We start from the raw sequence: 26,451 nt of genomic DNA, 5'->3' as shown, positions 1-26,451 counted from the left end.
CTTTAACCGGTAACGTTCAGTACTTCAAGACTCGATGCAGTACGCCAATCGCTGCGCCAGCTCATCAGCGTAGCAAAACCCCAGAGTCAACGGATACGCGTAGCCGTTTTCATTAATGTAAAACAGTGCCGGAAAGCCTGTTACCTGAAGCCGTCGCGCTACATCCAGATGCTGTTGAAATTGTGCTTCAGTTTCAGCAGCATGCAACACCGATTCAAACTGCACGTCGTCCAGCCCAATGGCTCTTGCACATCCAACCAAAGTGGCATCCAACGAAGGGTTTTTAGCTTGCTGGTAATAGGCGGTCTGAATGGCCTTTGCCATGTCCATTGCACCATGCTCTTGTGAATCTTGCTCCCTCAGGCTTTGCGCAGTAATGACTGCTCGACAAGCTTGATAAGTTGCACGCACAGGGGTATTGAGGTGCCAGAAGTCATGATTAAATGCAACCGACGTTTTGCGCTCTATTTCAAGCCAATACGAAGCAATCGTATCTCTCAAACTCTGCGCCATGGGCTGCGTCGAATCTGGTGCCAGTCCCCCCATTACCCAGCTCACCTGAGCATCGGGATAAGAGGTTAAAAACCGCTCTAATTCTGGTTGAAATCCGTAGCACCAGCCACACATGGGGTCCATTACATAGATAAATTGCATTGTTTTCTCACTCTGGTGTTTCCCGACGCAATCCTATTGCAGATCATGCTTGCACCGGGCTGGCTTTCAGTACTTTCGGGGGCAGGTAAATCGTAAACTCATTGATTGGCTCAACTAACACACTGTGTGGCTTTTGCTGCTCCGCATCAGAGACCAGACCCAGACGAGAGAGTAAACCAAAGTTCGCAGATTTCAAAATCGCAGACGAAACCTTGAGTTCTTTGTGCCATACGCTGTAAGTACCCAGACGACCATCACGCCGGTAGTAAAAACCAGTTAAAGGGTGAGTCAGGTAAACGAGCCCTGTTTCTGTATCAGGAAATCCGGGTAACTCAATAAGCGCATCTTTATGCTGTATCAATTCAACGCTGGCGGGTGCCCAACGTGCCTCGGTATGCATCTTATAACGACGATATACCCCCTGTGATTGGTCATAATCACAATCAAAAACCACTTTGCCGCTATACCAGGGAAGCTTCCAGAGCATGCTGGGCACAATGCGCGTCCACGAATCAAGTGTGGTACCAAGAAACCAGACACACCGCTCACCAGTATCCTTGTCTATAATATAGATACGATAGTTAGTTTGCCCCATCGTGTACTTAGGAAAAGGATATACAGCAGAAGTAAAGTCTACATCGATAAAAGGCACGACAGAAACCAACCCCTTTTCTTCGCCGTCTATCGTCACGGTATCAAGCTTGAAGCGCGCCGGGAATAGCCCGGCAAATTTGCTAACATCAACAGCATACGTAATGATCGCAAAATGCTGAAGCTTACACAGCACATCTATGCCTGTAGGTGCAGATCTGGGCTTTAAAAAATCTTTGAAAGATAAATGGTCCATAGGTCGCTCCTTCTGTTCACAGTAAACGACCTTGTCATTTTCCCTACAAAGCCGTTCCTTTATCCTACACGTGTACCCAGAATTAGTGAACTTATTGATCGTGCTGGTATAAAACTCGACTCCTACACCACATAATCAACCTGTTGAACCAGCCCAGGTTTACCATTTTCATCGAGATAAAAACCAGACTTGCGGATCGCGCCCTGTAACGCCCCATCCGTTCTGATATTCAGAGGCGTATCAGCATTATGTAGTGCGATGGCGCCTATATTGGCGTCATGGAGTGACATTAACTCGTCCTGCTCTTTGTTTTTGACCCAGACTTTAAGGCTATCAAAAATATCGTCATTTTCATCAATGAAGCCATTACCGTCATCGTCATACTGAGCCAGATCGGCAAACCCATTGCCGCTGAGCGCGCCAAACAGCTCTTTACCATCATCTATCTGGTTGTTCTGGTTTAGATCCAATGCCAGGTAACCGTAACCCTTCTTCAGCTGGGCAAAATTGTCTTTATTGCCATCTGCATCAATATCAAAGTCCATACGTTCAGTATCCAGCTCAACAGCGCGATTGGTAAAGCTGATGATCAACGGATCCTTCATATCAACATTTTCTATGGTTCGCTCATAGCTGGTGTGAGATTGGGCAAATACAGATTTAAAGGCAAAACTAATTGTCTGACCATTTTCCAGCTGAATTTGTCCATCCGCCTTGAAGGCGTTGGCCTGACTCTCGTGCGATAATCGCTCTACAATCACTTCTGTGGCGGGTGCTTGCTCTGACGCAGACATAATCTGTGACATTTCGGCATGCGAGATGTCTTTTCCGACCACAGCGTCATACCATTGCACGTCACTGCCCGCGAGTTTTTCTACCAGTAACTTTAAGATGTACATTCTGGCACTGGTTTGCATATCCAGATCAGTGGCTGTATTGTCTACGTCAGCCACCTCGCCCGCTCTCCCTTGTTCACCATTACCCGGCTGTGCCAAATTGGCGTTCTCAGGCCTGGACAGCTCAGTAACGTCTGTACGCTTTTCGTAAACATGACTCTGGCTTTCATGCTTATTACTTATGTTAACTTGTGCATTTTCAATTTTCATAGCTCCTCCGCTCCCATCCATGTGGTTTGATATCGGCAAGAGAGAGCAAATATTGAGCAATAATTGTCGGCAAATGTGTTTAGTTGGCCTGGGTATCTCTGTTTCGTTTTATGACAGGCAATACCTCGGCGAATTCTGCATCTAACATCTCCAGAACCTGCTCAAACCCATGCGCAGAGCGCCAGCCAAGCAGATGCTGCGCTGCGGACGAGTCATATACTCTGTCCAGAGATTTGGGTAAAGCCCAGCCACGTTGTTCAAATGCCGCACGCAGCCCCGGACACCTTTGGGAAATCACCTCAGCGGCATCCAGGTATAAGCGTTTGCAGTCAGCAGGGCTAAAAGGTGTTGCACCAGACACAATAAAACGTTGAAAGCCTGGCAAGCGTTTTTCTATGGCACACAGATGCGCGCTGGCCACATCCCGGACATCAATTCCGCGTGTTAACCGGTAAACTGCCATCAAATCTGCGGGCTCGGGGAAGCACCGGGACATTTGTAGCACAGTAACAGGTAAGTTAAAGCACTGTGCCATTTCGGCTAATTGTTGTTCTGCCTGTATTTTACTGTAGTGATAAACTGATTTGGGCTGTGGCTGAGTCTCTTCTGTTACCCAACCTGCAATGCCCCCGGGAGTTGATGCATAACCATACAGTGCGGTAGTGCTGGTAAATACAAAGTGCTTTATCCCTGCATTTATACCAGCTAATGCCAACTGCGCTGTTGCATCAACATTAATGCTCTGAAACTCACTGTCTTCAACACGCCCGACATGCGGTGCATGTAAAGCCGCAGTATGTATGATGACTTCTACGCCACGCAGCGCCTGATTAAGCAACTGACTGTCTCTGATATCCCCGACAAAATCCGCAGTTGAACAAGGTGTTTTATCAATCCCAACCACCTGATGCTGTGCCATGAGCTTAATGTAGATAGCGCGTCCAACTCTGCCCGCAGAGCCCGTTACCAGCACTTTCATTATTTCAACCTTATTTGACTATTGCACAAAGAGCAGTTGCGGACTTTACAGCGGTTATTGAGCCACTTCAACAGACAACGCCACATCGTTAGGCGTTGTCTGAACTGTTAACTACATAAAGGCAGGGATTACGCGCTCAGCCATTAATTGCAGCGTGCTGTTTTCCCTGCGACTCGCTGTAACAACCGCGACAAGGTCAAGTTCCTCAATCAAAATAATGTACTGACCTCCGCCCCCCTGAGCCGATGCACTGTAAAACTGTCTGTCACCATTTTTCAACTCAGCGTTCCACCAGTAATAGCCATAGCCTTGTTTTGACACATCCTTGCCACCACCAAACATGTCATCATCGCCAGTATAGAGCTGCGGGCTAACGGCCCTTGCAATGTATTCTTGAGGAATGAGTTGCTCTCCCTGCCACATGCCTTTGTTTTGTGCCAGAGTGCCCCATTTAAGCATATCTCGTGACGTCATATTGACCCGCCAGCCAGCTTCAGGCAAACCATTATCGGCGGTTTGCCAGTGATATGCTTTAATATCAAGTTTATCTAGTAGTTCTTTTTTAATAAAAGCTTCAGCGGAGCCCGGCACCACAGCATCGATCACATGCATCACTAACATAGGGTCATCCTGATATTTGAACGTCAGTGAATCAGCACCGATTGGCGCACTGCGCTCCAATAATGCCTGTGCATGCTGCTGCCCTTTAAGTTGTTTAGAGATTTTTTCCAGCGCCTCTTTTTGGCTGTCATTAAGGCGGATCCCGGAGCGCATAGTGAGTGCCATATTAAGCGTAATTTTATCGCTCCCCTCGGTAAGTTTGCTATGATCCAGGTCCTTTAAAAAACTCACCAAAGGCTTGTCCAAATCGGCCATGCTCAGATAACCCAGTTGGATCGCCCGACCAAGTGCAAGACCGGTGTATACCTTAGTCGCAGATGCCTGATAATGCGGCAAGTTGATACGGCCACGAGAAAAATAAGACTCGAAAACCAGCTGCCCCTTATGTGCGATCAGTAAGCTGTCGAAATGCCCATGTGCGTTATTTTCTATCTCTTTAGCGAGCTTCACCAACATGTCTTTGCGACTTTTGTTATTTAACGCACCAACAGTCACTCCGTCGCCTCTGCGTTCAGGTGCTGTATCGATAAAAGCCCGACTGAGTTCAGCAACATCCCGATAGCCGCCTTGCAGCTCTGCTGCGCTGGCTTCTGCTGGTTTGGTACAGTTTGCCGCAGCAATGCAGCTCACGCTGCCTAATATGGCGGCAGCAATAAAATGTGTAGCGAATATATATTTGGTCATGTTAACCCTCCTGTTATCTACAGAAGGTTAAGCTAGTTAATTTCCTCTCATAACACCTGATTTACCCATGACTTCTCAATGACTTTATCTTCAACCCGAGATATAAACAGTAAAATCATATAGTTGTAAAAATCAATTTTAGATGAGCCCATCACCCATTCAGCCTTCTTATGCTCATGCCAACATCTGTTATATTAAAGGATCCTACTTAGCCTACCCATAGAGCCACATGCACTCACACGCTAATACACTCTGGTCTTGGCATCCTGAGAGCTTGGCTCCATGCTCAGATAAACCACGCGGTTATTGATGACATTGCCGGACCGCTATTTATTGACTAGACTCCCAGTATCGCCACCAATTTACCCCGATATGCTACGCATCATACTTTTTTGCCTATCTGTGTTCTCGATTGAAGTATTTCCAAGTAACGACAAGCTAGTGCTGATCGCAGGCGACAACTGGTGCCCGGTAAATTGTCGCGACACCGACAAGAATAAGGGGTTCATGATTGATGTTGCCACAGAGGCGCTCGCCATCTCAGGGTATGAAGTCCGTTATATTGAAATGCCCTGGCTCAGGGCCATCCATCAGGCAAGGGAAGGGAAAATACACGCCATTGTCGGTGCCTTCAAAGACGATGCACCGGATTTTCTCTTTCCAAAAGTGCCAATACTAAGGCTAAGTCCAAACACTTTGTTTACTTTGTCCGACAACACATGGACATACAAAAACCAACACTCGTTGAATAAAGTTCGCCTCGGCGCTGTACAGGGATATGACTATGGCCATTTGCTGAATGCATACATAAAATCACATCGTAGTTCTCCCAATAAGTACATTACACTGATATCTGGTGACGATGTTGTGGCACGCAGCCTCAGGTTATTAACCAGTAAGCGAATAGATGCTTATGTCGATGCGGGCCCCGTTGTTTGGTACCAGGCCAAACAGCTCGGGATCAGTGACAAAATAAAATCGGTTGGTTCGGTCAGCCCGCTTGAACCTGCTTACATTGCTTTTTCTCCGCGTCTGGAAAATAGCGAACAATTAACTTTGGCACTCGACCTCGGTGTTCTCAGACTGCAATTGGATGGCCGCCTGGCGAGCATTGCTGAAAAGTATGGGCTCAGAGACGAAAATTATCGATAACCAGCCTCGGCACAATACCGCCATAGTGTATTGGCACCATGTGTTGGTGCCAATATATGTTGACTCTAAACCTCTGGACAAGCTGGATGTTCGATAATTGCCTGAGCCGCATGTTGTGCCAACTCAGCTTGCAATTGAGGCTCGACGTCAGCCTGAATGTTTACAGCGCCTGTATCTACTGATTGCCCGGTAATGATCTGTGTAAATACGAGTGCACTTAAAAGAAAGCCCTGGGTACTGGCGTGATTGCCATCTGCTGCATGGAGTGATACCCCGGGTCTGTTGTCCATTGTCAGCTCCCAGGCAACCGGAATAGGTGCCAGACAGCTTGGTTCAATATTCGCAATCGTCTTGTGAATACCTAAAACATAATCCCCCTCTTCTGTATTACCACGCTGTGGGTGCTCGGGAAACAAAATTGGCGTAGCGCCGTGTGTTTTAGCCATAGCTATCCATTGTTGTGTTGCCTCAGTGGAATACCTCTTTGACATTGATTGAGAATATTTCTGACCCTGGATTATCAAATGCGTCCAGGCGGTTTGTGGTTGAGTAAAACGCGTTACAATACCACCATCTGATATCAAACCGTCTGTGAAGCCAAAACCCAGTACCTCTATCGAAACCGTTTTGTCCGGTGCCATAGCTTCAATTGTTTGTTTTAAAACAGGAGCAAGGCCACTGACATGACTGTTTCCGATGAGGGCGATTTGATAGTGTTCAGCATCTGAGTTAATTGACAGAGATGCAGGTTTTATATGGCGCTCTACTAATCTCGCAACATCTGAATTGGCGTCCTCAGAAACCGCAGCCGCTGCAGTGTCACTGGCTCCACCGCTTCCCCCGCAAGCCCCGAGTAGCATAGCTGGTAACACAGAGACACACAGCAATTTCACATACTTGTTCATTCTTATCACGCTCCTTTGTTATTGTTTTTTTTACCATCATGCCCTTAAACCATCTTCTTCGTCAATTCGCCTTTGCATAGTTTAAAAGCCCCTGTAATGCGGGGGTGTCACCCCTACACTTTCAGATTATGTCGAAATTCCCGGCAAAGGATGAATGCGCCGCTTATTCAGCCAGCACCTTGAACAGCAATTATGCTGCTCTGGCGTCTCAGAGCGCAGCGTTAGGTTTTCAATATTGACATAAACCTAATCCTGCGACTTAAACAGCTGGACGGCCAAGGCAGCAAAATCTTCGAACCTGGGCATATCAAGACAGGGCAATACTTTTCAGGGGCTGTGTTTGTGTCAAAGTCGCTGTTCGACTGATATATTTAACTAAATCATGACTCGTTTCATAGCTCGCCCGATGGCAAAGGACTGCGTACTAATTGCGCCTGGATGTAATCACTAAGTGCATCCATGCAAACTTTCACGGCCATGGGAACATGCTTTGAAAAAGGGGTAAGTAAATACACCGAATTTTCGGGCAAACTTTCATCGGGTAACAATGCGGTGATTTCAGGCAGACCTTTGCGTAAATAAAAATCCGGGATCAAACCTACTCCCGCTCCGCAACGGATCAACGCGACAGTGCTATGAAATGCGTTTGTGATGCAACTCACTTTGGGTCTGAACGCCTTAGATTCGCCATTATCAGAAAAAAACCGATACGCGATAGACTCGCCTTCCCAAGCATTTGCGACGTAGGGCAACAGCTCCAGTGAAGCCTCTTTAAAACGTGGATGTCCGCACAATACATCACGAAATGTCCCCAAACGTTTTTGCCTCAGCGTACTGTCTTTTGAAGCGCCAATTCGAATGGCGATGTCTATATCATGTGCCATTAAATCCAATTGCTGGTCTTCACAGGTTAACTTAATAATGACACCCGGGTATTGCTGCATCAGATTTGAAACAACAGGCGCAAGCAATGTTTCTACCAGTGCATTGGGTGCAGTGATATGAACCTTACCCTCCGGCTCACTCTGTTGAGCCTGAACATTATCCCAGGCATCTGCTGCAATCTGATTGAGTGCCTTGCAGGACTCATAAAAGCGTTTGCCAGGCTCTGTCAGAAACTGCCGACGAGTTGTTCGCTTGATAAGCACGACCCCGAGGTCTTGCTCTAGCGTTTTCAAATGCTGACTGACCACAGATTTTGATAAACCTAATTTATCTGCCGCACCGGACACCGAACCGGCCTCTACAACATGGGCAAACAGCGACATTTTTCCAAGTTGGCGCATTCTTATTGTGTAATTTAATTAAACAGTGTTTTTTATTATTGCTGTTTTTCATGACAATTAAAACCTCTACACTTCTCTTACTGAAAACAAAACGAGCGGGATCTTCTAATGACACCACAACAAGAACTTGACCTTTGCAAAGCGGGTATAGCTGCGTGGCAGAATGCATTTAATAATCAGGATGCACGTGGTTGTGCTGAACAATACGCCACAACCTGCACTATGCTGGCGCGGCCAATTGGCGAGTTTAACTCTCGAGAGGACATAGAAACCTTCTGGCGCGGTATCATCGAGCAGGGTTTTTGTGATGTTACCTATACCGATGTAGCCTGGGAGAAGCACCCGGAAGCTGGCTACTTACTGAGTGCCAACTGGACCATGAACAAAGCGTTTGGCAAAATTCATGGTGAACATTGGGTCGTTGAGCAAGACGGTAAAGCCCGCTTGCACAGTGATGATTTTGAGATACTGGGTGAACGTTAATCACCCAGTCACTGACATATACTACGAAACGGTATTATGGACTTGTTCCTTCGGGTTAGGGCCATAATCGTTCTCACCCGGTTGACTGTCCATGACATAAAACACAATCAACACGATCGGTCCTATCAGTGGGATAAATGAGATCAAAAGCCACCAACCTCTGCGCCCGGTATCGTGCAAACGGCGAATGCTCAGGGCAATACTGGGAATGATTACAATCAGGGCATACAGGCCGCTTAAAAGACCAAGACCCGCTTCCTCTGAATAAAGACCAAGCGCAATGTCAATCAGGCCAAGTACCACAGAGACCAGGATAGTGAATAGTACAAACACCCAATATTCTTTGCGCCTTGCCCGTCCTTTAAATTCGAAACAGTTTTTGAAAACAGATAGATAAATTTCTAACACGATCCCTTCTCCTTATGAATTTTCCATAATTCACGCACTAAAGGCGTAAAGATTAAAAGCACTCAACGCACTATGAACGCTTACCTCTTAACAGACTAGACAATATTTTTGACAAAACAAAGTCAGCTACCCTATCCGCAACTAAAAGGACATAGGCGCAATAAAAAACGCGGTGACCGACAAGGTGCACCGCGTTTTTTAGCTTACCTGCACGCTTACTTAAGCGCCTGCTCAACAATTGGGTAATGATCCCAGACTTGCTTGTCTGCCAAAGAGCGAACCAGCTTCACATACTCAGCATGTGTCCATGCCAGTGGTGTGGCAGAGTTAGTGCCCTCACCCAGCGTATAGCCAAACGGATTTACGCCCACGCCATCCCAGACCTGCTCAGGGAGCATCAGGCCTTCGTTGGCAAAATGTTCCATGCCTTTGATGTAAGTGTACTTGATACGTTGTACCGCTGTATCATTCAATGCATTAGCCTGGCTGGCCGCCGCAATCTCGTAGTGGCCGCGTTCACCGGTAAAGAAAGGCCAAACCCGACCACGCTGACCGGCCGTGTTCTGACCCTGCTCAGCATAGTTCGTGCCGCGTATTTCGTCTTCACCGTAACCGTCGTTGCCATAACGACGGTAGCCCGGATAACTATTCGGGTCGCCGGCAAAGTTAAAGCTATATTTTACGCGCAGATTCTCAGGCAGATTTTCATCTTCATATTCTGGCAACGTATTAGTGATGCTACTGGCATCAGCGGCTCTTACGCCATAGCGTACTAACTCAAGGAAGCCACCATCAATGATCTGCTTCTTGTCCATACCCGCACGGCCATTGTTGTCACTCAGCTTGGTATCTGTATTCGGGTTAGCGTCTTTGCCAATCCTGAAGAAGTATTTACCGTCACTTTGCTTAGACGCAAGATTGCCTTCAGTTGTAAACATGGTCGACTCCACTTTGCTGTCGTATCGCTTAGCGGTTGCCATGTAACGATCACTGCCTGCCTTATCACCGGCTAGTTTCGCAATGTCACTGGCGGCAACCAGCCCGGCAATAATGGCCGCAGTAGTCGACGGAGAGAAACCATCCTGCTCTTCCCAGCGCTCTTGTTGTGTGGCTGGTGGTGTGATCTGGGTATCGTTCCAGAGGATTTTGGCCAGACCACCTTCGACTAAGAACTCAGCTGCGGGTTGCAACATGCGCTTGTACCAATAGACAAGCTTCTCATCGCTCAGCACACCGGCCTGCCAGAGTTTCCACGCCAGCATAACTGGCATGGCAGTCTGATCCAGTTGCACACCAACCCACTCCAGCTCACCGTCAACATGGGTTTTCTGTAAGAACCAGCCCGTGTCACCCTGATTGCCAGGCGTCTTATCCGTAACTTGTACTTTTTCCAGATATTCAAACGCAGTCAATGCCGTTTGTGGGTCACCCATGGCCAAAAATGCCATCGCCACCTGATAGAAGTCGCGCACCCATACCGCTTTATAACCGGTATGACCTTGCTCGGCCGCAACCGTGTCACCCCAGGGGTTAGACAAAGACGCAATGAGCGCTCCGGCATGGGTTTTATCTTCCTGCGCCTTTAACACCAAAGCACTGGTATAAAGTAGTTTGCCCTGATCGGCCGTATAACCACTGAGCTTCTGCATAGGCTCAAGGCTACTGAGGTAGTCGCGCCAGCCAATCGCATCGCCCTTACCGTTGTAGTGAGCCAGCACCTGCTGATAGCCACGTTGAAGTGACTGAGCACCTTGCTGGAAACTCGCGGTTTGCGATTTGCCAAAACTCAGTGCCAGGTCAAATGTCGCCTGCTGGTCAACGTCACCCAACTCGGCCAGCCAATTAACGTTGCCGCTTTGTGCGCCGGTGCTGGTGTAGCGTTGTGCCATTGACTGACTTGCCTTAAGCTGCGCCAGACCATCGCTTTGACCAGTAAAGCCAACACTAGCCTGTTTAAAACCACTGCTGCTTTGCAATGTCAGGTAGTTGTCTCCTTCCCAGGCAACCAGACCCGCGTCCGTTACCTTAGCAAAGTCATTCAACCCGTTATTATTTACGTACGGGTTTACGTTAACGAACAACTTCACACCATCCAGTTCAGTTTCCACTTTCGCGCGAATGAACAAGGTTTGCCCGTCAGGGTCGGTGAAAATATGTTTCTCAAGCGTAAAACGGCCCTGCTTGTCTTTGCTGATCACTTTGTATGCTAAAGACAGCGGACGACCTTGTGCGTCTTTGTCCAGGTAATCAATACTGACGTCCAGCTCGTCTTGCTCACTCACCGTGAAATCGGGGCCAGTAACAATAAACTGCATGTCCTTGATCTGAGCCTGATGGATCAGGCCAAACATAGTTTCTGTGATCATGCCTTTGGCAATAGAAAACCACACTTTGGAAACGGTTTCTGTACTTGCCTCATCAGAATACTGCCCTTGCTTGTAGGCCTCATAAGAGGTACCAATCCCGGTTTTGCCTGAATAGGCCCAGTATGGCTTGTCACCCGGTGCGCCCGGCGCAGCCTGTTGTGACTCAACCGCGTTATTCGCGCTGCCGCAACCAACAAGTCCGGCGGCAACCAATGCCAGAGTTAAACTAGAAAGTTTTTTCATAAAGTCTCCTTGCGGTGGTGTTATTGTTGTTCGATTTTCACCCGCATTACAGCAACTGCTGCAAGCAGGAACGACACACCACCAACCACTAATGCAAAAATCGGTTGATTATCAAATAGGTTTCTCAGGATCAGGCCAAGTACGCTGGCCGCCATCAACTGCGGGATCACGATGAAGAAATTAAATATCCCCATAAATACGCCCATTTTATGCGCTGGCAATGAGTTACTCAGCATGGCGTAAGGCAGTGACAGGATAGACGCCCAGGCAAAGCCAATGCCAACCATAGGCAGCCATAACAGGCTAGGATCGGCTATCATTTTAAAACTCAATAGCGCACCGGCTCCCAACAGCAGGTTGATACAGTGTGCGCCACGCATACCAAGACGATTCACCATCACCGGGATACACACCGCAGCCAGTGCGGCAAAACCATTGTAAGCGGCAAACAACACGCCCACCCAGTCGGCACCGTCGTTATAGGCTTTACTGGTTACTTCTGTCGTACCATAGTGAAAACTGGTGACCGCCGAGGTGGTGTAAATCCACATTGCAAATAAGGCAAACCAGCTAAAGAATTGCACGACTGCCAACTGGCGCATGGTGCCGGGCATAGTAAATACATCGTAGATAACGTTATAAAAGCCACCAGAGGTGCTACCGCGCTGCTGAAGGTAACCAGCAATTAACAGGACCAGCGTGAAGGATAAGAACAGCCCGCTCAGCAGATACAGCTCTTTTTCCAGCTGCAGCCCAATCACAGCAGCCAGAATCCCCCCACCAATCACACCAGAAATAAGTGCAGCACGGGCATAATTGATCACCTGATAGCTTTGCTTGGTTTGCGTTTCAACCGCTTCACCAGCAAATTCAGCAAGCTGTTGCGGGCTATATTCTTTGGTGTTCAGAATGGTCCAGCCCACCGCCAGAAATAACACCACACCACCGAAGTAGAAAGCATACTTCACAGACTCAGGGATCTGACCCGGCTCTGCGGTATTGCTGATCCCAAACCAGTTGGTCATCATCCAGGGCAGAGCCGATGCCACAACAGCACCGACTCCAATAAAGAAGCTCTGCATGGCATAACCATTGGCACGTTGTTTTTCGTTGAGGTTGTCACCTACCAGTGCCCTGAATGGCTCCATGGTCACGTTAATAGAGGCATCCATGATCCACAGCATGCCCGCTGCTATCCAGAGCGTGGGAGAATTAGGCATAAAGAATAACGACAAGGTCGTCAGAATGGCACCATAAAGAAAGAAGGGTCTTCTGCGGCCAAGTTTCCCCCAGGTCCGGTCACTCCAGTAACCAATAATTGGCTGTACAATCAGACCTGTGAGTGGCGCGGCAACCCAAAGGATTGGAATATCATCGACTTTGGCGCCCAGCGTCTGAAAGATCCGGCTGACATTACCGTTTTGCAGTGCAAAGCCAAACTGGATCCCCAGAAAGCCAAAGCACATGTTCCAGATCTGCCAGAAACTGAGTTGTGGTTTTTGTTTTTGCATATTAATTCTCTAATTCAAAGACCGCACTGGCCAGCGGGGCCAGAGTGACTGTCAGCTGATTATTATGAAGCGCAACCTGTCCATGTTGCTCAAGTCTGTCAACCGCTTTACCTTGCCAACCCTCAGGTAAAGTTACTGAGACACTTTGCGGGTGGCTTGCATCGAAGTTACTGACCACAACCAGGCGCTGAGATTCGCTTTGGCGCGCAAACCCCATTACCTTGTTTGCTGCGTCTCCGTTTATCTTTTTCACCGTCGTAGATATCAGATCTCCCTGCGCTATCGCACTGAATGAGGCCATGTTCATCAATTTTTGATAATAGGCACGCAGCGCCTTTTGTTCTTCGCTCAGTAGAGCACCATCAAACTTGCCATGATTCATCCAGGCCTGATGGGCAGGAACGCCAATGTAGTCAAAGATGCTGGTGCGACTGGGTTTGCCAAATCCGGCCATCTCTGATCCGTCTTCACCTACACTCTGGCCAAAGTACAGCAGAGTTGGCGCCTTACTGATCAAATGGCTGACCACCATAGCCGGCTTACCTTTATTGGCATCACCCGCAAACTCGGGACTGGCAATACGTTGCTCATCGTGGTTTTCTAAAAAGTGCAGCATGTGCGGTGCAATATCCTTAACACTGGCATGCACATCCAGCACTTGCTGCGCCGTGCCTTTGCCCTGCATCAGGGCTTTCAGGGAATCATAAAAGCCCACTTTGTCGTACAGATAATCCATTTTGCCCTGCGCGATATAAGCACGATAAAGCGTTGGGTTGTATACTTCTGCAAGCAAGAAGGCGTCGGGGTTTTTCATCTTGATTGAAGCATTGAGGAAACTCCAGAACTCAACGGGCACCATTTCGGCCATATCATAACGAAAGCCATCTACGCCTTTGTCCAGCCAGTAATAGGTGATGTCGCGGAACTTATACCAGCTGTCTGGCAGCTGTTTATGCTCCCAAAAAGCATAGTGGGCGCGGTAATCAAGCGTGGCATAGTGTGCCGGCAAGGTGGCAAAATCATAACTGCCATCGGGTTTTACACCGTAATTAACCTTAACGGTTTCATACCAGTCATGAATATGAGGCTGCGCTTTGCGTGCACCGTTGCCGGTCCATTTGGCCGGGCTTTCAACGAACTGACCATCGGCAAGTGGGTGTCGCTCGCCCCCAAGCACCTGATAATCATCTGAGCTCGGGACGCGAAAGTCCTGGCCAGTTACGTAGTAAAAGTTGTTATCACGTGCATAGGTCTTTGACGTGTCATCGTTCGCACCGAAGTCGCTTGAGCCTTGTGGCGCGCTGAGCGATTGATAATTACGAGCGACATGATTGGGGACTATGTCAATCACCACTTTCATATCCGCATCGTGGGTGCGGTCAATAAGGGCTTCGAATTCTGCCAATCTGTTGGCAGGGTCGACGGCCAGATCCGGATTAACGTTGTAATAGTCTTTAACCGCATAAGGGGACCCTGCGCGGCCTTTGACTACATCCGGGTCGTCCGCTGATATCCCATATTGGGTATAGTCGCCTACTAAGGCATGATGCAATACACCGGTATACCAGACATGACTCACGCCCATGGCTTTAATTTCAGCCAGCGCTTTGGGCGTAAAATCGGCAAATTTTCCCACCCCATTTTGCGCCTTCGTTCCCCAGGGAATATTGTTGCTATTGGTGTTACCGAACAGGCGAGTAAATACCTGATAAACGACCGGCTTTGCCTCTGTCTGTTGTGTCGCTGCTGCGGCGTTGCTGGCTGTCTCTAATGAAGTCTTGTTGTCATTGATACTATTACAAGCGCTCAGTACCACAGAACCAGTGATCATCCCAAGCGCGACCACCAAGGGTTTTATTGTCATCATAATGTTGTCATTTTTAGTATTTTCAATGAGTCTACTGACTTGGTAATCAAGGGTGAACCGCTTGCATACGTATTCAGAGCGGGTATTCATGCTTGCGTCATGTTCTTCAGGAAAGCCTGGTGCGTCGGTAATTGATCAACCGTATGCTGAAGCAGCGTGTTCAGGCTTTCTAACAGGCCCTTTGCTTGTTCATGGCTAAACTGCGCTGCCAGTGGGTGCGGTGCGTCAGGTTCAATACCTTGCCCCATCATAACCTGTTGCCAGGCAAGATCACTAAACAAGTTACCTTCATCGCGTAGTACTGCACCCGAGTCTTTAAACAATGCTAGTGTCTGCTCGAGTGATTCCGGCACCTCCATATCTTTACACCAACGCCAGAACGCTGTGTCGTTACGCTTGATTGCCTTGTAGTGTAAAATGATAAAATCTCGGACTTGCCTCATCTCATGACTAAATTCAGAATTACATGCTGCACGCTGTGTGTCTGCCTGATTTGACGCTGGAAAGTGACGGATGAGCCGCAAAATGGCACTTTGTATTAAGTGTATACTGGTGGACTCTAATGGTTCTAAGAATCCACTGGATAGCCCAATTGCAAAGACATTTTTATGCCACTGCTTACGCCTCATGCCCGTTTTAAACCGGATTAATCTTGGCTCATCCAAAGGCGCACCTTCAAGATTTGACAACAAAGCCTTACGCGCCTGCGCCTCATCCCAAAATCGACTTGAAAATACAAGTCCATTGCCAACTCGGTGCTGAAGTGGGATCCGCCATTGCCAGCCAGCTCCATGTGCTATTGATTGGGTATAGGGAAGCAGAGGCCCATCGCCGTGCTCAGTGGGTATGGCAAACGCACTATCGCATGCCAGCCAATGGCTCCAGTCATCAAAGCCAACATTGAGTGTTTTGTCTATCAATAAGGCATTCAGGCCACTACAGTCAATAAACATGTCAGCACTTAATCGAGCACCATCATGCAAAACCAACTCAGACACTTCTCCAGTTTGCTGGCTAAGCTTTACCTCCGTGACCTTGCCTTCTTTGCGGATAACCCCTTGCTTTTGAGCAACCTCTTTTAATAGTTTTGCATACAAACCAGCGTCAAAATGATAGGCATATTCAAGTCCTGGTAAACGCGTGTTTGGTATCACAGGCAAATGCGCGAAGCGTCCCGCTTTGGCAGCTCTATAGTTAAGCGAATAGTCCCACAACGCGCTTTTGGCTGTACCGTGCTGTTGTGCCAGCTGCTGCGCATGCTGCCAGACATGGTGAAAGTCACAAAATGGAAAGCGTTTGCCAATATTACCAAACGCATGCATATACTGTGAGTTACTATCCCCCCATCCGGTAAACTCGATCCCAAGCTTTATGGTCGCTTGTGTTCGAGTTATAAATTCGCGCTCATCCAATCCCAGTCCCCGGTTAAAATCAACCAAAGGTGGAATACTGGCTTCGCCAACACCAATCGTCGCAATCTCATCTGACTCCACCAGAGTAATTGAAAGCTTATCTCTGAAAATCCGGGAAAGCATTGCCGCAGTCATCCAGCCAGCGGTACCACCTCCCAGAATAATTAGTTCTCTGACGCCCTTTTTTTGCATGCTTCACTCCAAAAAAAGCCTCTGATGCAAAACGCATCAGAGGCTGATTGTTAGCTAGTTAATATTGCACTAGTCGCCATATTAAAACTTATAGCTGAGCCCTAACAATAGGGTACGACCATAATCCTGATAGTCGCGAACCTGCAATGCATTATCACCAGATAACGCGGTGAAAGGCTCTTCAGTGATATTTTGCACCTGGATATTCACAGCCAACCCATCTAGATCCTTAAACCCTGCGTCTCCAAAGTCGTAGCCCAGCTGCGCATCCCAGATAGTTTCCCCAAGAATATCAACCTGCACTGTGTTAAAACCAGTCCCGTAGATATCCCCTTTAAACTCACTGCGCTTACGCATGCTTGTTCTGAATTGCAGGCCATGATTCTCATAATAGACAGTCAGGCTTTGTACTTTGTCAGACAGACCTGGCAGCTTGTACTCATTACCATTGTGGTCATTAACATCTGATTCAACACCCGTATGGCTGGCGATCAAACCAAACCCTTCAAGGCTATCGTGGAACATGCTAAATGGTAAAGTCACCGACAGTTCATAACCCCACAGGTCACCACCTCCGCCATTGACTTTCAGATGACGCGTTGCAGTTGGATTTTCTGGCACCAGGCCGGTTGCCGGGTTTACAACACCCGATAAATCTTCAATGACAGAAGCATCAAAAATCCAGTTGTTCAGATCTTTATAGAAAGCAGCAACCGAGAAGTAGCCTTCTGAATGGAAATAGTTTTCATAGGTAATGTCGTAACCGTCAGCTTCTTTTGGCTCCAGATAAGGGTTACCGCCCTTCACTTCCCAGTTATTCCCTTCATTGTCCGGCGTTTCTCTGTAATTACGCGTTACCGATGAATTCATTTCATCCATACGCGGACGTGAAATAGTCTTTGCATAGCCAAATCGGACTGTTTGCTCATCATCAATCGCCAATGACAAGTTCAGGCTTGGTAGTAAATGGTTGTAGCTATGATCAACATTGCTGTTTTCCAGTACTACTTTTCCATTGCCGTCAATACCAGCTTCGGTGCCTTGCGTGCTGATGTCGGTCTTCACGTAACGCAGACCCAGGTTGCCTTTTATTGGCAGGCTGGCAAATTCTGTATCAATGTTTGCCTGAACATACGCTGCCATCACTTCTTCTTTAACACCCCATGATTTGGACGCATGGCTGGTGTTAGTCAGGCTTTCTGCCAGCAAATCAAACTTACCGTCTCTCACCATAGCGCGAGAGTCATAAGCAACCATGTTGCCCATGCCAATGAAGTCCAGATTAGCGGTGCCCAGTCTGTATTGCTCTGGGATCGCCTGTAGTGCCAGGTTGTCCGGGTAAGACGCATCGGAAACCGTCATGAAGTAACCTTCTGACTGCTTGGTTTTTTCACGCTCACGATAAGATATCCCACCTTCTACTGAGCTAAACAGGTCACTCTCGAGTGCTTGTTTGGCCGCCAGTTTCAATGAGTTAATCTCGTCTTCTAACACGGGAGCGTTAATGAAGCCGTCCTGAAGTGTGTTTTCGTAGTCTGTGCCAGTTACATTGTACTTTTCATTCAATGCCGCACTGCCACCCCAAGACAACGGGCCTCCCAGCTTGATCAAGTCATAATCACTGTAATCTAGCTCATGCGTAAATTGAGCACCGGTGTTTCCACCATTAAACGCATAGCCGATGTTGTCTGCCACACCGCGACTGTCACCACGGCCTGTGCCAGAGTAGCTTTCCAGGCTCCAAATTTTTCTTTCTACACTTGAATGACTGGCATCTAACTCAAGCTGCAAAGTGTCAGTCAACTCATACTTAGTATTAAAACCAAATGACGTCATTTCTGCGTCGCGATCTTCGTAGTCGTTTCTGACTACCGGGCGCTGCTCTGAAATGGTTGCGCTGGTGATGAAGCCAGATGCATCATCAACAGTTGCTGACCCGGGTAAAATTGTACCTTGACCCCAGGCGAACGGGATCTCGATACCGCGTAGAATTTTTTCGTCTTTGAAATCAACGTACAGTGCATCAAACACCATAGACAGTCGATCATTAGGCGCGGCTTCAAAAACAAACATCGCAGAATCACGTTCAAGCGTCGACGAACGTACAAATGGCTTAGCCCCACCGAGTATTGAGTAATTTTTACCATTTGCTTCAAATTCAGGATAACCCCAGGCATTCCAGCGTTTTTCCTGATTTGGTGAAGACATGGTCGTTAGCGCAAATGCCACACCTATGGTGTCATCGGCAAACTGGTCAATGTACGAAAAGGTACCGCGATAGCCTTTGTCATTGCCATCTGGGTTAAGTTTATCAAAACCGGTTTGTTCGTACGCGGTGTTTACCTGAAAAACGCGCTCGTCCATACTCAGAGGTTTGACAGTTTGCATATCTATAACGCCCGCAATCCCCTCTGCTTCAAGGTTTGCGCTGGGCGTCTTATAAACAGTTACGCCACTCATGATTTCAGAAGGGTAAAGATCAAACTCGACCCCCCGATTGTCACCAATAGACACTTGCTCACGACCGTTGAATGTTGTCGCGCCTTCATTCTCACCAAAGCCACGAATAGACACTTTACTGGAGCGACCATCAAGGCGCTGAGAAGTCAAACCAGGAAGTCGAGCAATAGACTCCGCAATCGATGAGTCTGGTAACTTACCGATGTCTTCTGCTGAAATAGACTCAACGACTTCAGGAGAGAAACGTTTAGTATTGATAGATTTTACAACGCTTGCCCGAAATCCTTTAACCTCAATAACTTCCACTTTCTTTTTCGCAGTGTCGGCTTGCGCCTGCGTGTCTTCAGCAAATGCGCTCGTGTTAATACCCGCTGCAACAAATGCCAGCGTTAGCATGCTTGGTTTGAACATAGACATAGTGTTTTATCCCAATTAACCATTTTTATGACGCCTAGTTGTTTATTTTTCCGTCACACGGTGAACCGTGAAGCGCTACAACGATTTTAAAGGCGGTAATTTTGTTGTCAGCGGCAATAGTAGCGCTGCCTTCAACGTCCAAACAACTTTATGCATACGTATTCAATGCAGCCTTCATTTCATTTTGTTCACAGAACATTCACTCCTAGAAGCACTAACCCCCTGTTACCTTTATAAATATTATCGCAACAATCTGTTGGTGAACCTTGCATGTTATGCTTTCGCTGAATTTACTAAGTTTTAACGAAAATCAAATAACTGCCAACGATTGTGCCATCAAATTTGCTGAACTTTTCTGCTCCGAAATCAACATGAAAATTGGTATTACCAATTAATTAAACTGTAACACAGATAAAAGAAGGTAACCTGAGGCAGAAGCACATATTGGTAAAGAGCTTTAATAAGTTTGAAACCTTGCTTTTATATTAATCTAATGACAACTAATTATGCTGCATACGTATGCAGGCTTTTTACTCATATCAACGCATGTCGTATGCTCTTGGCCATTGTTAATATTTAGTGTTGTCGTACCCTGCTTACATCATAATCTGACCTCACCTTGTCTGAATTGACTACAGTTATTAAGCCCCTCAATACATTGAGTTGCGAGATGGCCTCAGAGGCAGATACGGATACGACAGCTCAGCTGCACGGCGCAGGAGAAAGTGCATGGCTCATAATGAATGGTGGAAAGGCGCGGTTATCTATCAGGTATACCCCCGCAGCTTTTGTGATACCAATAATGATGGAATTGGCGATCTTCAGGGGATCATTAGCAAGCTCGATTACATTAAGTCACTCGGCGTAGATGCCATCTGGATCTCGCCATTTTTCAAGTCTCCTATGAAAGACTTTGGCTATGATATCAGCGACTACCGTGATATTGACCCGATGTTTGGTAACCTTGATGACTTTGATGAATTAATCGATAAGGCACATCAACGAAATATCAAGATCATCATTGATCAGGTACTTAGCCACACTTCAGATGAACACGCCTGGTTTAGCGAAAGCCGTGCCAGCAAAACAAACGCCAAAGCTGACTGGTACGTTTGGGCGGATGCCAAGCCTGATGGCAGCCCGCCAAACAACTGGCTGTCTATCTTCGGTGGTGTTGCATGGCAGTGGGATTCCCGCCGTTGTCAGTACTATCTCCATAACTTTCTGACTGAGCAACCGGATTTGAACTTCCACAATCCTGAAGTACGTCAGGCGGTTCTGGATAATGTCGAATTCTGGTTGAAAAAAGGTGTTGACGGTTTTCGCCTGGACGCCATTAACTTTTGCTTCCATGACCAACAATTGCGTGACAACCCTGCAAAGCCAAAGGAATTACGTCAGGGTCGTGGCTTTAGCGAAGACAACCCTTATGCATTTCAGTACCACTATTACAACAATACCCAGCCGGAAAACCTCGCGTTTATGGCTGAGATCCGCGCCCTGCTCGACCGCTACCCAGGCACAGTCAGCCTGGGAGAGATTTCATCCGAGGATTCTCTTCAAACAATGGCTGAATATACCTCTGGCGGTGACAAACTGCACATGGGTTACAGCTTTGAGTTACTGACCAAAGACTACAGTGCAAGCTATATCCGTGAAACCGTATCTCGCCTTGAAGCGGTCATGACCGAAGGCTGGCCATGTTGGGCATTCAGTAACCACGACGTAGAACGCGTTGCAAGCCGCTGGTCTAAAGACGGTAAAACGGTTGACGCACGCCAGGCCAGCATGCTCACTGCGTTGTTGGGGTCATTGCGTGGCAGCGTATGTATGTATCAGGGCGAAGAGCTGGGACTGGGTGAAGCCGATGTTGCATTTGAAGATTTGCAGGATCCTTACGGCATTACGTTCTGGCCGAACTTTAAAGGCCGTGATGGCTGTCGCACACCAATGCCCTGGCATACCGAGCTTGAGCACGCAGGCTTCAGCGAAGGAAAGCCCTGGTTGCCTGTATCACCGGCACATCTGCCTCAAGCGGTATCCCAGCAAAGCGACTTAGCCGATTCTATTTTGACGCGCTATCAGGCATTTATGGCATGGCGTAATACAATGCCCGAGTTACAGGTTGGTGATATCGAGTTCATAGATAGCCCGGAACCTGTGCTGGCATTTTATCGGCGCTATCAGGGAAAATCCGTGCTATGTGCGTTCAACCTGAGCGAGCAGCCCGCGCAACTCGCATTGAACATTAGCCACCATGCGCAACACCTCGAGTTAGTTCATCATAATGGTCGCTATGAACAAGGCCAGCTGTCCCTGCCCGGATATGGCTGTTACTTTGCCTCATTGTAACCCCTTGACCTAAAAGCCCCGTTTTTGGGGCTTTTTCTATTCACTGGCTGGACTTAGCAAACCTGTTTGAGTTTATGTATTGGCATCGCTTTATAGTAGTACCAGCCCTGATGCACACACACGCCCTGACGGGATAAATACTCTGCCTGATGGGCCGTTTCTACGCCTTCTGCAATCAGCTTTTTATCAAGCTTAGCTGCCATCTCTATCATCGCATTCAGTACCGGGGACTGTAGGTTATCCATCCCAATAGAGGCAACAAAAGTTTGATCAATCTTCAACAGATCAATTGGAAAACTCTGCAGATAATGCAAACCACTGTATCCAGTACCAAAGTCGTCTATCGCGATCTCGACCCCGGAGTTTACCAATGACTGAAGAACGGAGTGTATTTGTGCCTGAGATAACACGTCCCGCTCTGTCAGCTCTATGGTGAGTTTCGGGATAATCTGGTTCGCTTTGTGCAACACTTCAAGGTAGTCTGCGCAAGTCAACAAATACCCGTTCACGTTAAATGAGACCTTGAAGTGAGGTTTGCTTTGTAAAATCGCACGCAACTCAGTCAGCGCTCTTTCTATCTGATAAATCGACAGATCAAGAATACTGCCATCGCGCTCTGCTTCGGGAATGAAATACGCCGGGCTAAGCTCCCCCTCAACTGGGTGTTGCCAGCGGATCAGCACTTCAACCCCAACAACTTCCCGAGTCGTTGCATCTACCAGAGGCTGATAAACATTAAATAGTTCCTGCTTATTGATAGCCCCAAGCAACAGTGCCCGGCTGCTCAATACCCGGCTATCATAGTGGTTAAGTAACATAGTGAGTCCCACCAATGAGCCACAATATAAAAGCAACAGGGTTAACAACCACACAGGCTGGATGGTAGACAGTCGCTTCGCATCGCTGGCCACCATAATGGTCAGTTGTGGCAAAGCAGCAAGCGGCCGTGCAAAGATGTATTTCTGCGTACCATCGTCAAAACGCCCTTCAAACTCCAATACTTCCGTAACGGGAAATATCGTCTCGCCTAAAGGCAAAGTGTATTTGCCACGCAAAAATATGGGCACGCCGGACTCACCATCGAGCAAAGCAATGAAAACCAGGTTTTTATGCCGGGTAATGTCTAACGTATCACTTAACCAGCTGGTTGGTAGTAAGGCATTAACTTCAAATCCATCATTGCGTGTGCGCGCCAGCACAAACGCAGGGACTTGCAAAAAGTCAGTAATGATTGGGCCATGATACCTCAAGCCGGGTTGTTTTATGGGCTCTGTGGTTTGTACGGGGGGCGTCAGACGGCCAAATGAGTTACACAGCAATCGGCCATATTCATCGACGATGCCAATCTCACTCAATGCCGGATTAATGAACACCTGCTCTCGCATCAAAGAGATAGTATGCGCGTCACATGTTTCATCGAGGCGCTCTGCATGTTTTAAAAAGACATCAATATTATGAAGCTGCGAATCGAGCTCCTGGCGGATCAATTCGGAGGCGGCCTGAACGGATTGCTTTGCGGCTTCTTTCTGTTGCACATAGACAAAAATCGCCAAAGAGCCAAATAGCAGAGAACTTATCAACCACGCAACACTGATATTTTTTATACGATTAGTCAAGGAGTGATTACCCTGGATCAACTTCGCACTCCAAACAAATACAAAGGCCAGATGGTAAAACAGGTAAATTAAATTTTTATGACAAGAAACCCCGGTTGATGCCGGGGTTTCTTAACTATCATACAGATATCTAGCTGAAGGTAACGCAGCAGTACATGCCTGCGATAAAACCCAAAGACGTCTGTGTGATCACAGGTTTTTGCTGGTTCCCACTTCTACACGTGTTTTTAACTTCTGACCAGGTCTGAAAGTTACAACACGGCGTGCCGAGATGGGAATGTCTTCACCAGTTTTAGGGTTACGACCAGGGCGTTCTTTTTTATCACGCAGGTCGAAATTACCAAAACCGGACAGCTTTACCTGCTCTCCACTTTCCAGCGCTGAGCGGATTTCTTCAAAAAACGCTTCAACTAAGTCTTTGGCATCCTTTTTATTTATCCCCAATTTCTCAAATAGGTGTTCAGCTATGTCGGCTTTAGTAAGCGCCATATCTAGTCCCTCAACGATGCATTAAATTGTTTGGCCAATTCGGCCACCACGATTTCTACAGTGTCGTTGATGTCTTTCTCTTCGAGCGTTCTATCAACGGCTTGCAGTGTTAGAGCAATGGCTAAACTCTTATAACCAGGCTCAATACCTTTGCCCTTATACACATCGAATAAGTTTAGGTCAACTAATTGATTTCCGCCAACTTTCTCAATGCTTTCTAAAATATCGCCTATTTTTACATCATCTGCAACTAAAATAGCAATATCACGGCGATTTGACGGGAATTTCGAGATACTAACGGCTTCTGGAAGCTTACGCTCAGCGATCGCTGCTGTTTCAACTTCAAAAACATACGCAGTTTCATTAAGATCCAATGATTTTTGCAGCTGCGGATGAACCGCGCCGATATAACCCACTTTCTCACCATTGGCATAAATGGCAGCAGATTGACCCGGGTGCAGACCATCACTTGCTTGCGCTTTGAAACTAAAACGTGCTTTGTCATTACATAAAGCCAGCAATGCCTCTACATCACCTTTCACGTCAAAGAAATCGGTCTTACGGCTTTCAATACCCCAATGTTCATTGTGCGTGTTGCCATAAACCACACCACCAATCACAGGAGTTTGACGTACGCCGTTTTCTGCTGCTTCGTCTTTAACGAACTTCAGACCGTGTTCAAACAAACGAATACGAGTTTGCTGACGGTTTTGGTTGTAGGCCACGGCATTAAGTAACCCAGGCATCAGGCTTACGCGCATCGCAGACATCTCTACCGAAATAGGATGTGGCAGTACCAGAGCGTCGCTTTCAGGGTGCAGCAGTTGCTGTTTCTTAGGATCAACAAAGCTGTAGGTAATTGCTTCCTGATAACCACGTGCAACCAGTTCATTACGCAGGCGAGAAACCGGCAAACGCGCTTCCTGGTGATCTGTCATTTTTAATGCCGCAGTCGGTGCTACATTTGGGATATTGTTATATCCAAACACCCGTGCAACTTCTTCAATAAGATCTTCTTCAATACTAATATCGAAGCGATAACTTGGTACAGTTGCAGTCCAGCTATCGTTAGCAAACGCCACATCCAGACCAAGGCGCGTCAGGATATCAGTCACTTTTTCATCAGCAATATGATAACCAATAACACGATCAAGACGTGCACGGCGCAGTGTCACAGATTTTGCCTCAGGCAAATCAGCTTCAGACACCGCTTCTACAACCGGACCGGCCTGACCGCCAGCAATTTCAAGTAGCAAGGCTGTAGCTCGCTCCATTGCATCATGCTGTAACTGATAATCCACACCGCGCTCATAACGGTGTGATGCATCAGTATGCAGGCCATAGCCACGTGCCTGACCGGCAATTGCTAAAGGACTGAAGAATGCACTTTCAAGCAAGATGTCTGTCGTGCCTTCTTTAACACCTGAGTTTTCACCACCGAAGATACCGGCCATCGCCAGCGCTTTGTTGTGATCGGCAATGACCAACGTGCTTGGCTTCAGCTTGGCCGTATTGCCATCAAGCAATACCAGCTCTTCGTTTTCAGCAGCACTACGTACTTTGATACCACCTTCAATGGCATTTAAGTCAAACGCATGCATAGGATGACCCAGCTCAAGTAATACGTAGTTAGTGATGTCGACAACCGGATCGATTGAGCGAATACCAGAGCGACGCAGCTTTTCAACCATCCAAAGAGGTGTGATTGCGTCCAGATTGATACCTTTAACCACACGACCCAGGTAACGAGGACAAGCCTGACTGTTTACCAGCTCAATCTCAATTTTGTCATCAATGGTTGGCTCAACAGCTGGGATGGCCAGCTCATTGACGTCAATGCCATTTAATACGCCGACTTCGCGCGCAAGGCCTTTAATACCCAGACAGTCACTGCGGTTTGCGGTCAGGTCAACGTCGATGGTGACATCGTCAAGGTTAAAGTATTCGCGGATGTTCTGACCAATTTGCGCATCTGCTGGTAACTCTAAAATACCGTCAGAGCTTTCTGCCATGCCCAGCTCTTCAAACGCACATAGCATGCCATGCGACGGCTGACCACGTAGCTTTGCTTTTTTGATCTTAAAGCCACCTGGTAGTACAGCACCCACTTTCGCCACTGCGACTTTTAAACCAGTGCGGCAATTCGCAGCACCACACACGATATCCAGCAACTCGTCTTCACCAACATTGACTTTGGTTACACGTAATTTGTCTGCGTCCGGGTGTTGGCCACACTCAACCACTTCACCAATTACCACGCCTTCGAAGTCACCCGCAACCGGGTCGACACCATCGACTTCCAGTCCGGCCATTGAAAGCTGTTCAGATAGAGCCTCGGTATCAATCGCAGGATTAACCCATTCTCTTAACCACTTTTCACTAAATTTCATTGTTGTATCGC

At 47.5% G+C, this 26,451-nt stretch carries 19 protein-coding genes; 3 read left to right on the top strand and 16 right to left on the bottom strand.

Features of this window, described 5'->3' with window-relative positions; genetic code table 11:
* Nucleotides 1–24: 24 nt before the first annotated feature.
* The 5 genes from PRUB_RS11795 to PRUB_RS11775 all read right to left on the bottom strand — a co-directional run bounded on the left by PRUB_RS11795 (nt 25) and on the right by PRUB_RS11775 (nt 4,891).
* The gene (locus PRUB_RS11795) at nt 25–654 is read right to left on the bottom strand and encodes a DsbA family protein (RefSeq protein ID WP_010384776.1); all 630 of its coding nucleotides are present in this window, start codon (nt 652–654) and stop codon (nt 25–27) included.
* Nucleotides 655–697: 43 nt separating this feature from the next.
* Nucleotides 698–1,501 carry a DUF2071 domain-containing protein gene (locus PRUB_RS11790; protein ID WP_010384777.1) on the bottom strand — a complete coding sequence of 268 codons (804 nt, stop codon included), beginning with the start codon at nt 1,499–1,501 and terminating at the stop codon, nt 698–700.
* Nucleotides 1,502–1,623: 122 nt separating this feature from the next.
* On the bottom strand, nt 1,624–2,607 hold the full coding sequence (locus tag PRUB_RS11785) for a hypothetical protein (protein ID WP_010384778.1): 984 nt from the start codon (nt 2,605–2,607) through the stop codon (nt 1,624–1,626).
* A gap of 79 nt (nt 2,608–2,686) precedes the next feature.
* Nucleotides 2,687–3,586, bottom strand: coding sequence for an NAD-dependent epimerase/dehydratase family protein (locus PRUB_RS11780; RefSeq protein WP_010384780.1), 900 nt, complete (start codon nt 3,584–3,586; stop codon nt 2,687–2,689).
* A gap of 111 nt (nt 3,587–3,697) precedes the next feature.
* Nucleotides 3,698–4,891 (bottom strand): serine hydrolase domain-containing protein, encoded by a 1,194-nt coding sequence (locus tag PRUB_RS11775; protein ID WP_010384781.1) that lies wholly within the window; start codon nt 4,889–4,891, stop codon nt 3,698–3,700.
* 441 nt (nt 4,892–5,332) lie between these two features.
* On the opposite strand from PRUB_RS11775, the gene PRUB_RS11770 reads away from it, so the two are divergent.
* Complete coding sequence (locus PRUB_RS11770; RefSeq protein WP_162144656.1) at nt 5,333–6,043, top strand: substrate-binding periplasmic protein; 711 nt, start codon at nt 5,333–5,335, stop codon at nt 6,041–6,043.
* Between the two features lie 65 nt (nt 6,044–6,108).
* Here the strand turns inward: PRUB_RS11770 and PRUB_RS11765 are convergent, their stop codons facing one another.
* Both PRUB_RS11765 and PRUB_RS11760 read right to left on the bottom strand, forming a co-directional pair.
* The gene (locus tag PRUB_RS11765) at nt 6,109–6,948 is read right to left on the bottom strand and encodes a hypothetical protein (RefSeq protein ID WP_010384784.1); all 840 of its coding nucleotides are present in this window, start codon (nt 6,946–6,948) and stop codon (nt 6,109–6,111) included.
* Between the two features lie 392 nt (nt 6,949–7,340).
* The gene (locus PRUB_RS11760) at nt 7,341–8,234 is read right to left on the bottom strand and encodes a LysR family transcriptional regulator (RefSeq protein ID WP_040645217.1); all 894 of its coding nucleotides are present in this window, start codon (nt 8,232–8,234) and stop codon (nt 7,341–7,343) included.
* A 108-nt stretch (nt 8,235–8,342) separates the two neighbouring features.
* On the opposite strand from PRUB_RS11760, the gene PRUB_RS11755 reads away from it, so the two are divergent.
* Entirely contained in the window at nt 8,343–8,717 is a 375-nt protein-coding gene (locus PRUB_RS11755; protein ID WP_010384786.1) for an isochorismatase, read from the top strand.
* A gap of 21 nt (nt 8,718–8,738) precedes the next feature.
* Here the strand turns inward: PRUB_RS11755 and PRUB_RS11750 are convergent, their stop codons facing one another.
* The 6 genes from PRUB_RS11750 to PRUB_RS11725 form a co-directional block, all read right to left on the bottom strand.
* On the bottom strand, nt 8,739–9,125 hold the full coding sequence (locus PRUB_RS11750; RefSeq protein ID WP_010384787.1) for a DUF805 domain-containing protein: 387 nt from the start codon (nt 9,123–9,125) through the stop codon (nt 8,739–8,741).
* Nucleotides 9,126–9,340: 215 nt separating this feature from the next.
* A complete protein-coding gene (locus PRUB_RS11745; RefSeq protein WP_010384788.1) occupies nt 9,341–11,734 on the bottom strand; it encodes a glycoside hydrolase family 15 protein in 2,394 nt (797 codons plus the stop codon).
* A gap of 20 nt (nt 11,735–11,754) precedes the next feature.
* Complete coding sequence (locus PRUB_RS11740; RefSeq protein WP_010384789.1) at nt 11,755–13,245, bottom strand: MFS transporter; 1,491 nt, start codon at nt 13,243–13,245, stop codon at nt 11,755–11,757.
* Nucleotide 13,246: 1 nt separating this feature from the next.
* Nucleotides 13,247–15,109 carry an alpha-amylase family glycosyl hydrolase gene (locus tag PRUB_RS11735; RefSeq protein ID WP_040645285.1) on the bottom strand — a complete coding sequence of 621 codons (1,863 nt, stop codon included), beginning with the start codon at nt 15,107–15,109 and terminating at the stop codon, nt 13,247–13,249.
* A gap of 89 nt (nt 15,110–15,198) precedes the next feature.
* The gene (locus PRUB_RS11730) at nt 15,199–16,716 is read right to left on the bottom strand and encodes a tryptophan halogenase family protein (RefSeq protein ID WP_010384791.1); all 1,518 of its coding nucleotides are present in this window, start codon (nt 16,714–16,716) and stop codon (nt 15,199–15,201) included.
* 81 nt (nt 16,717–16,797) lie between these two features.
* Complete coding sequence (locus PRUB_RS11725) at nt 16,798–19,593, bottom strand: TonB-dependent receptor (protein WP_010384792.1); 2,796 nt, start codon at nt 19,591–19,593, stop codon at nt 16,798–16,800.
* A gap of 729 nt (nt 19,594–20,322) precedes the next feature.
* Here PRUB_RS11725 and PRUB_RS11720 point away from each other — a divergent pair.
* On the top strand, nt 20,323–21,945 hold the full coding sequence (locus PRUB_RS11720; RefSeq protein WP_010384793.1) for an alpha-glucosidase family protein: 1,623 nt from the start codon (nt 20,323–20,325) through the stop codon (nt 21,943–21,945).
* A 53-nt stretch (nt 21,946–21,998) separates the two neighbouring features.
* On the opposite strand, the gene PRUB_RS11715 is transcribed toward PRUB_RS11720, so the two are convergent.
* From PRUB_RS11715 to pheT, 3 genes are all read right to left on the bottom strand, one after another.
* Nucleotides 21,999–23,561, bottom strand: a complete 1,563-nt coding sequence (locus PRUB_RS11715; RefSeq protein WP_242065242.1) for an EAL domain-containing protein — start codon at nt 23,559–23,561, stop codon at nt 21,999–22,001.
* Between the two features lie 189 nt (nt 23,562–23,750).
* The gene (gene ihfA / locus PRUB_RS11710; RefSeq protein WP_010384797.1) at nt 23,751–24,050 is read right to left on the bottom strand and encodes an integration host factor subunit alpha; all 300 of its coding nucleotides are present in this window, start codon (nt 24,048–24,050) and stop codon (nt 23,751–23,753) included.
* A gap of 2 nt (nt 24,051–24,052) precedes the next feature.
* Complete coding sequence (gene pheT / locus PRUB_RS11705) at nt 24,053–26,440, bottom strand: phenylalanine--tRNA ligase subunit beta (protein WP_010384798.1); 2,388 nt, start codon at nt 26,438–26,440, stop codon at nt 24,053–24,055.
* Nucleotides 26,441–26,451: the final 11 nt, after the last annotated feature.

Origin of the sequence: Pseudoalteromonas rubra, assembly GCF_000238295.3 — a bacterium.
GTDB classification, from domain to species: Bacteria; Pseudomonadota; Gammaproteobacteria; order Enterobacterales; family Alteromonadaceae; genus Pseudoalteromonas; species Pseudoalteromonas rubra.
The sequence above is the reverse complement of the archived record's forward strand: the minus strand, read 5'-3'. Positions and strand labels throughout refer to the sequence as shown.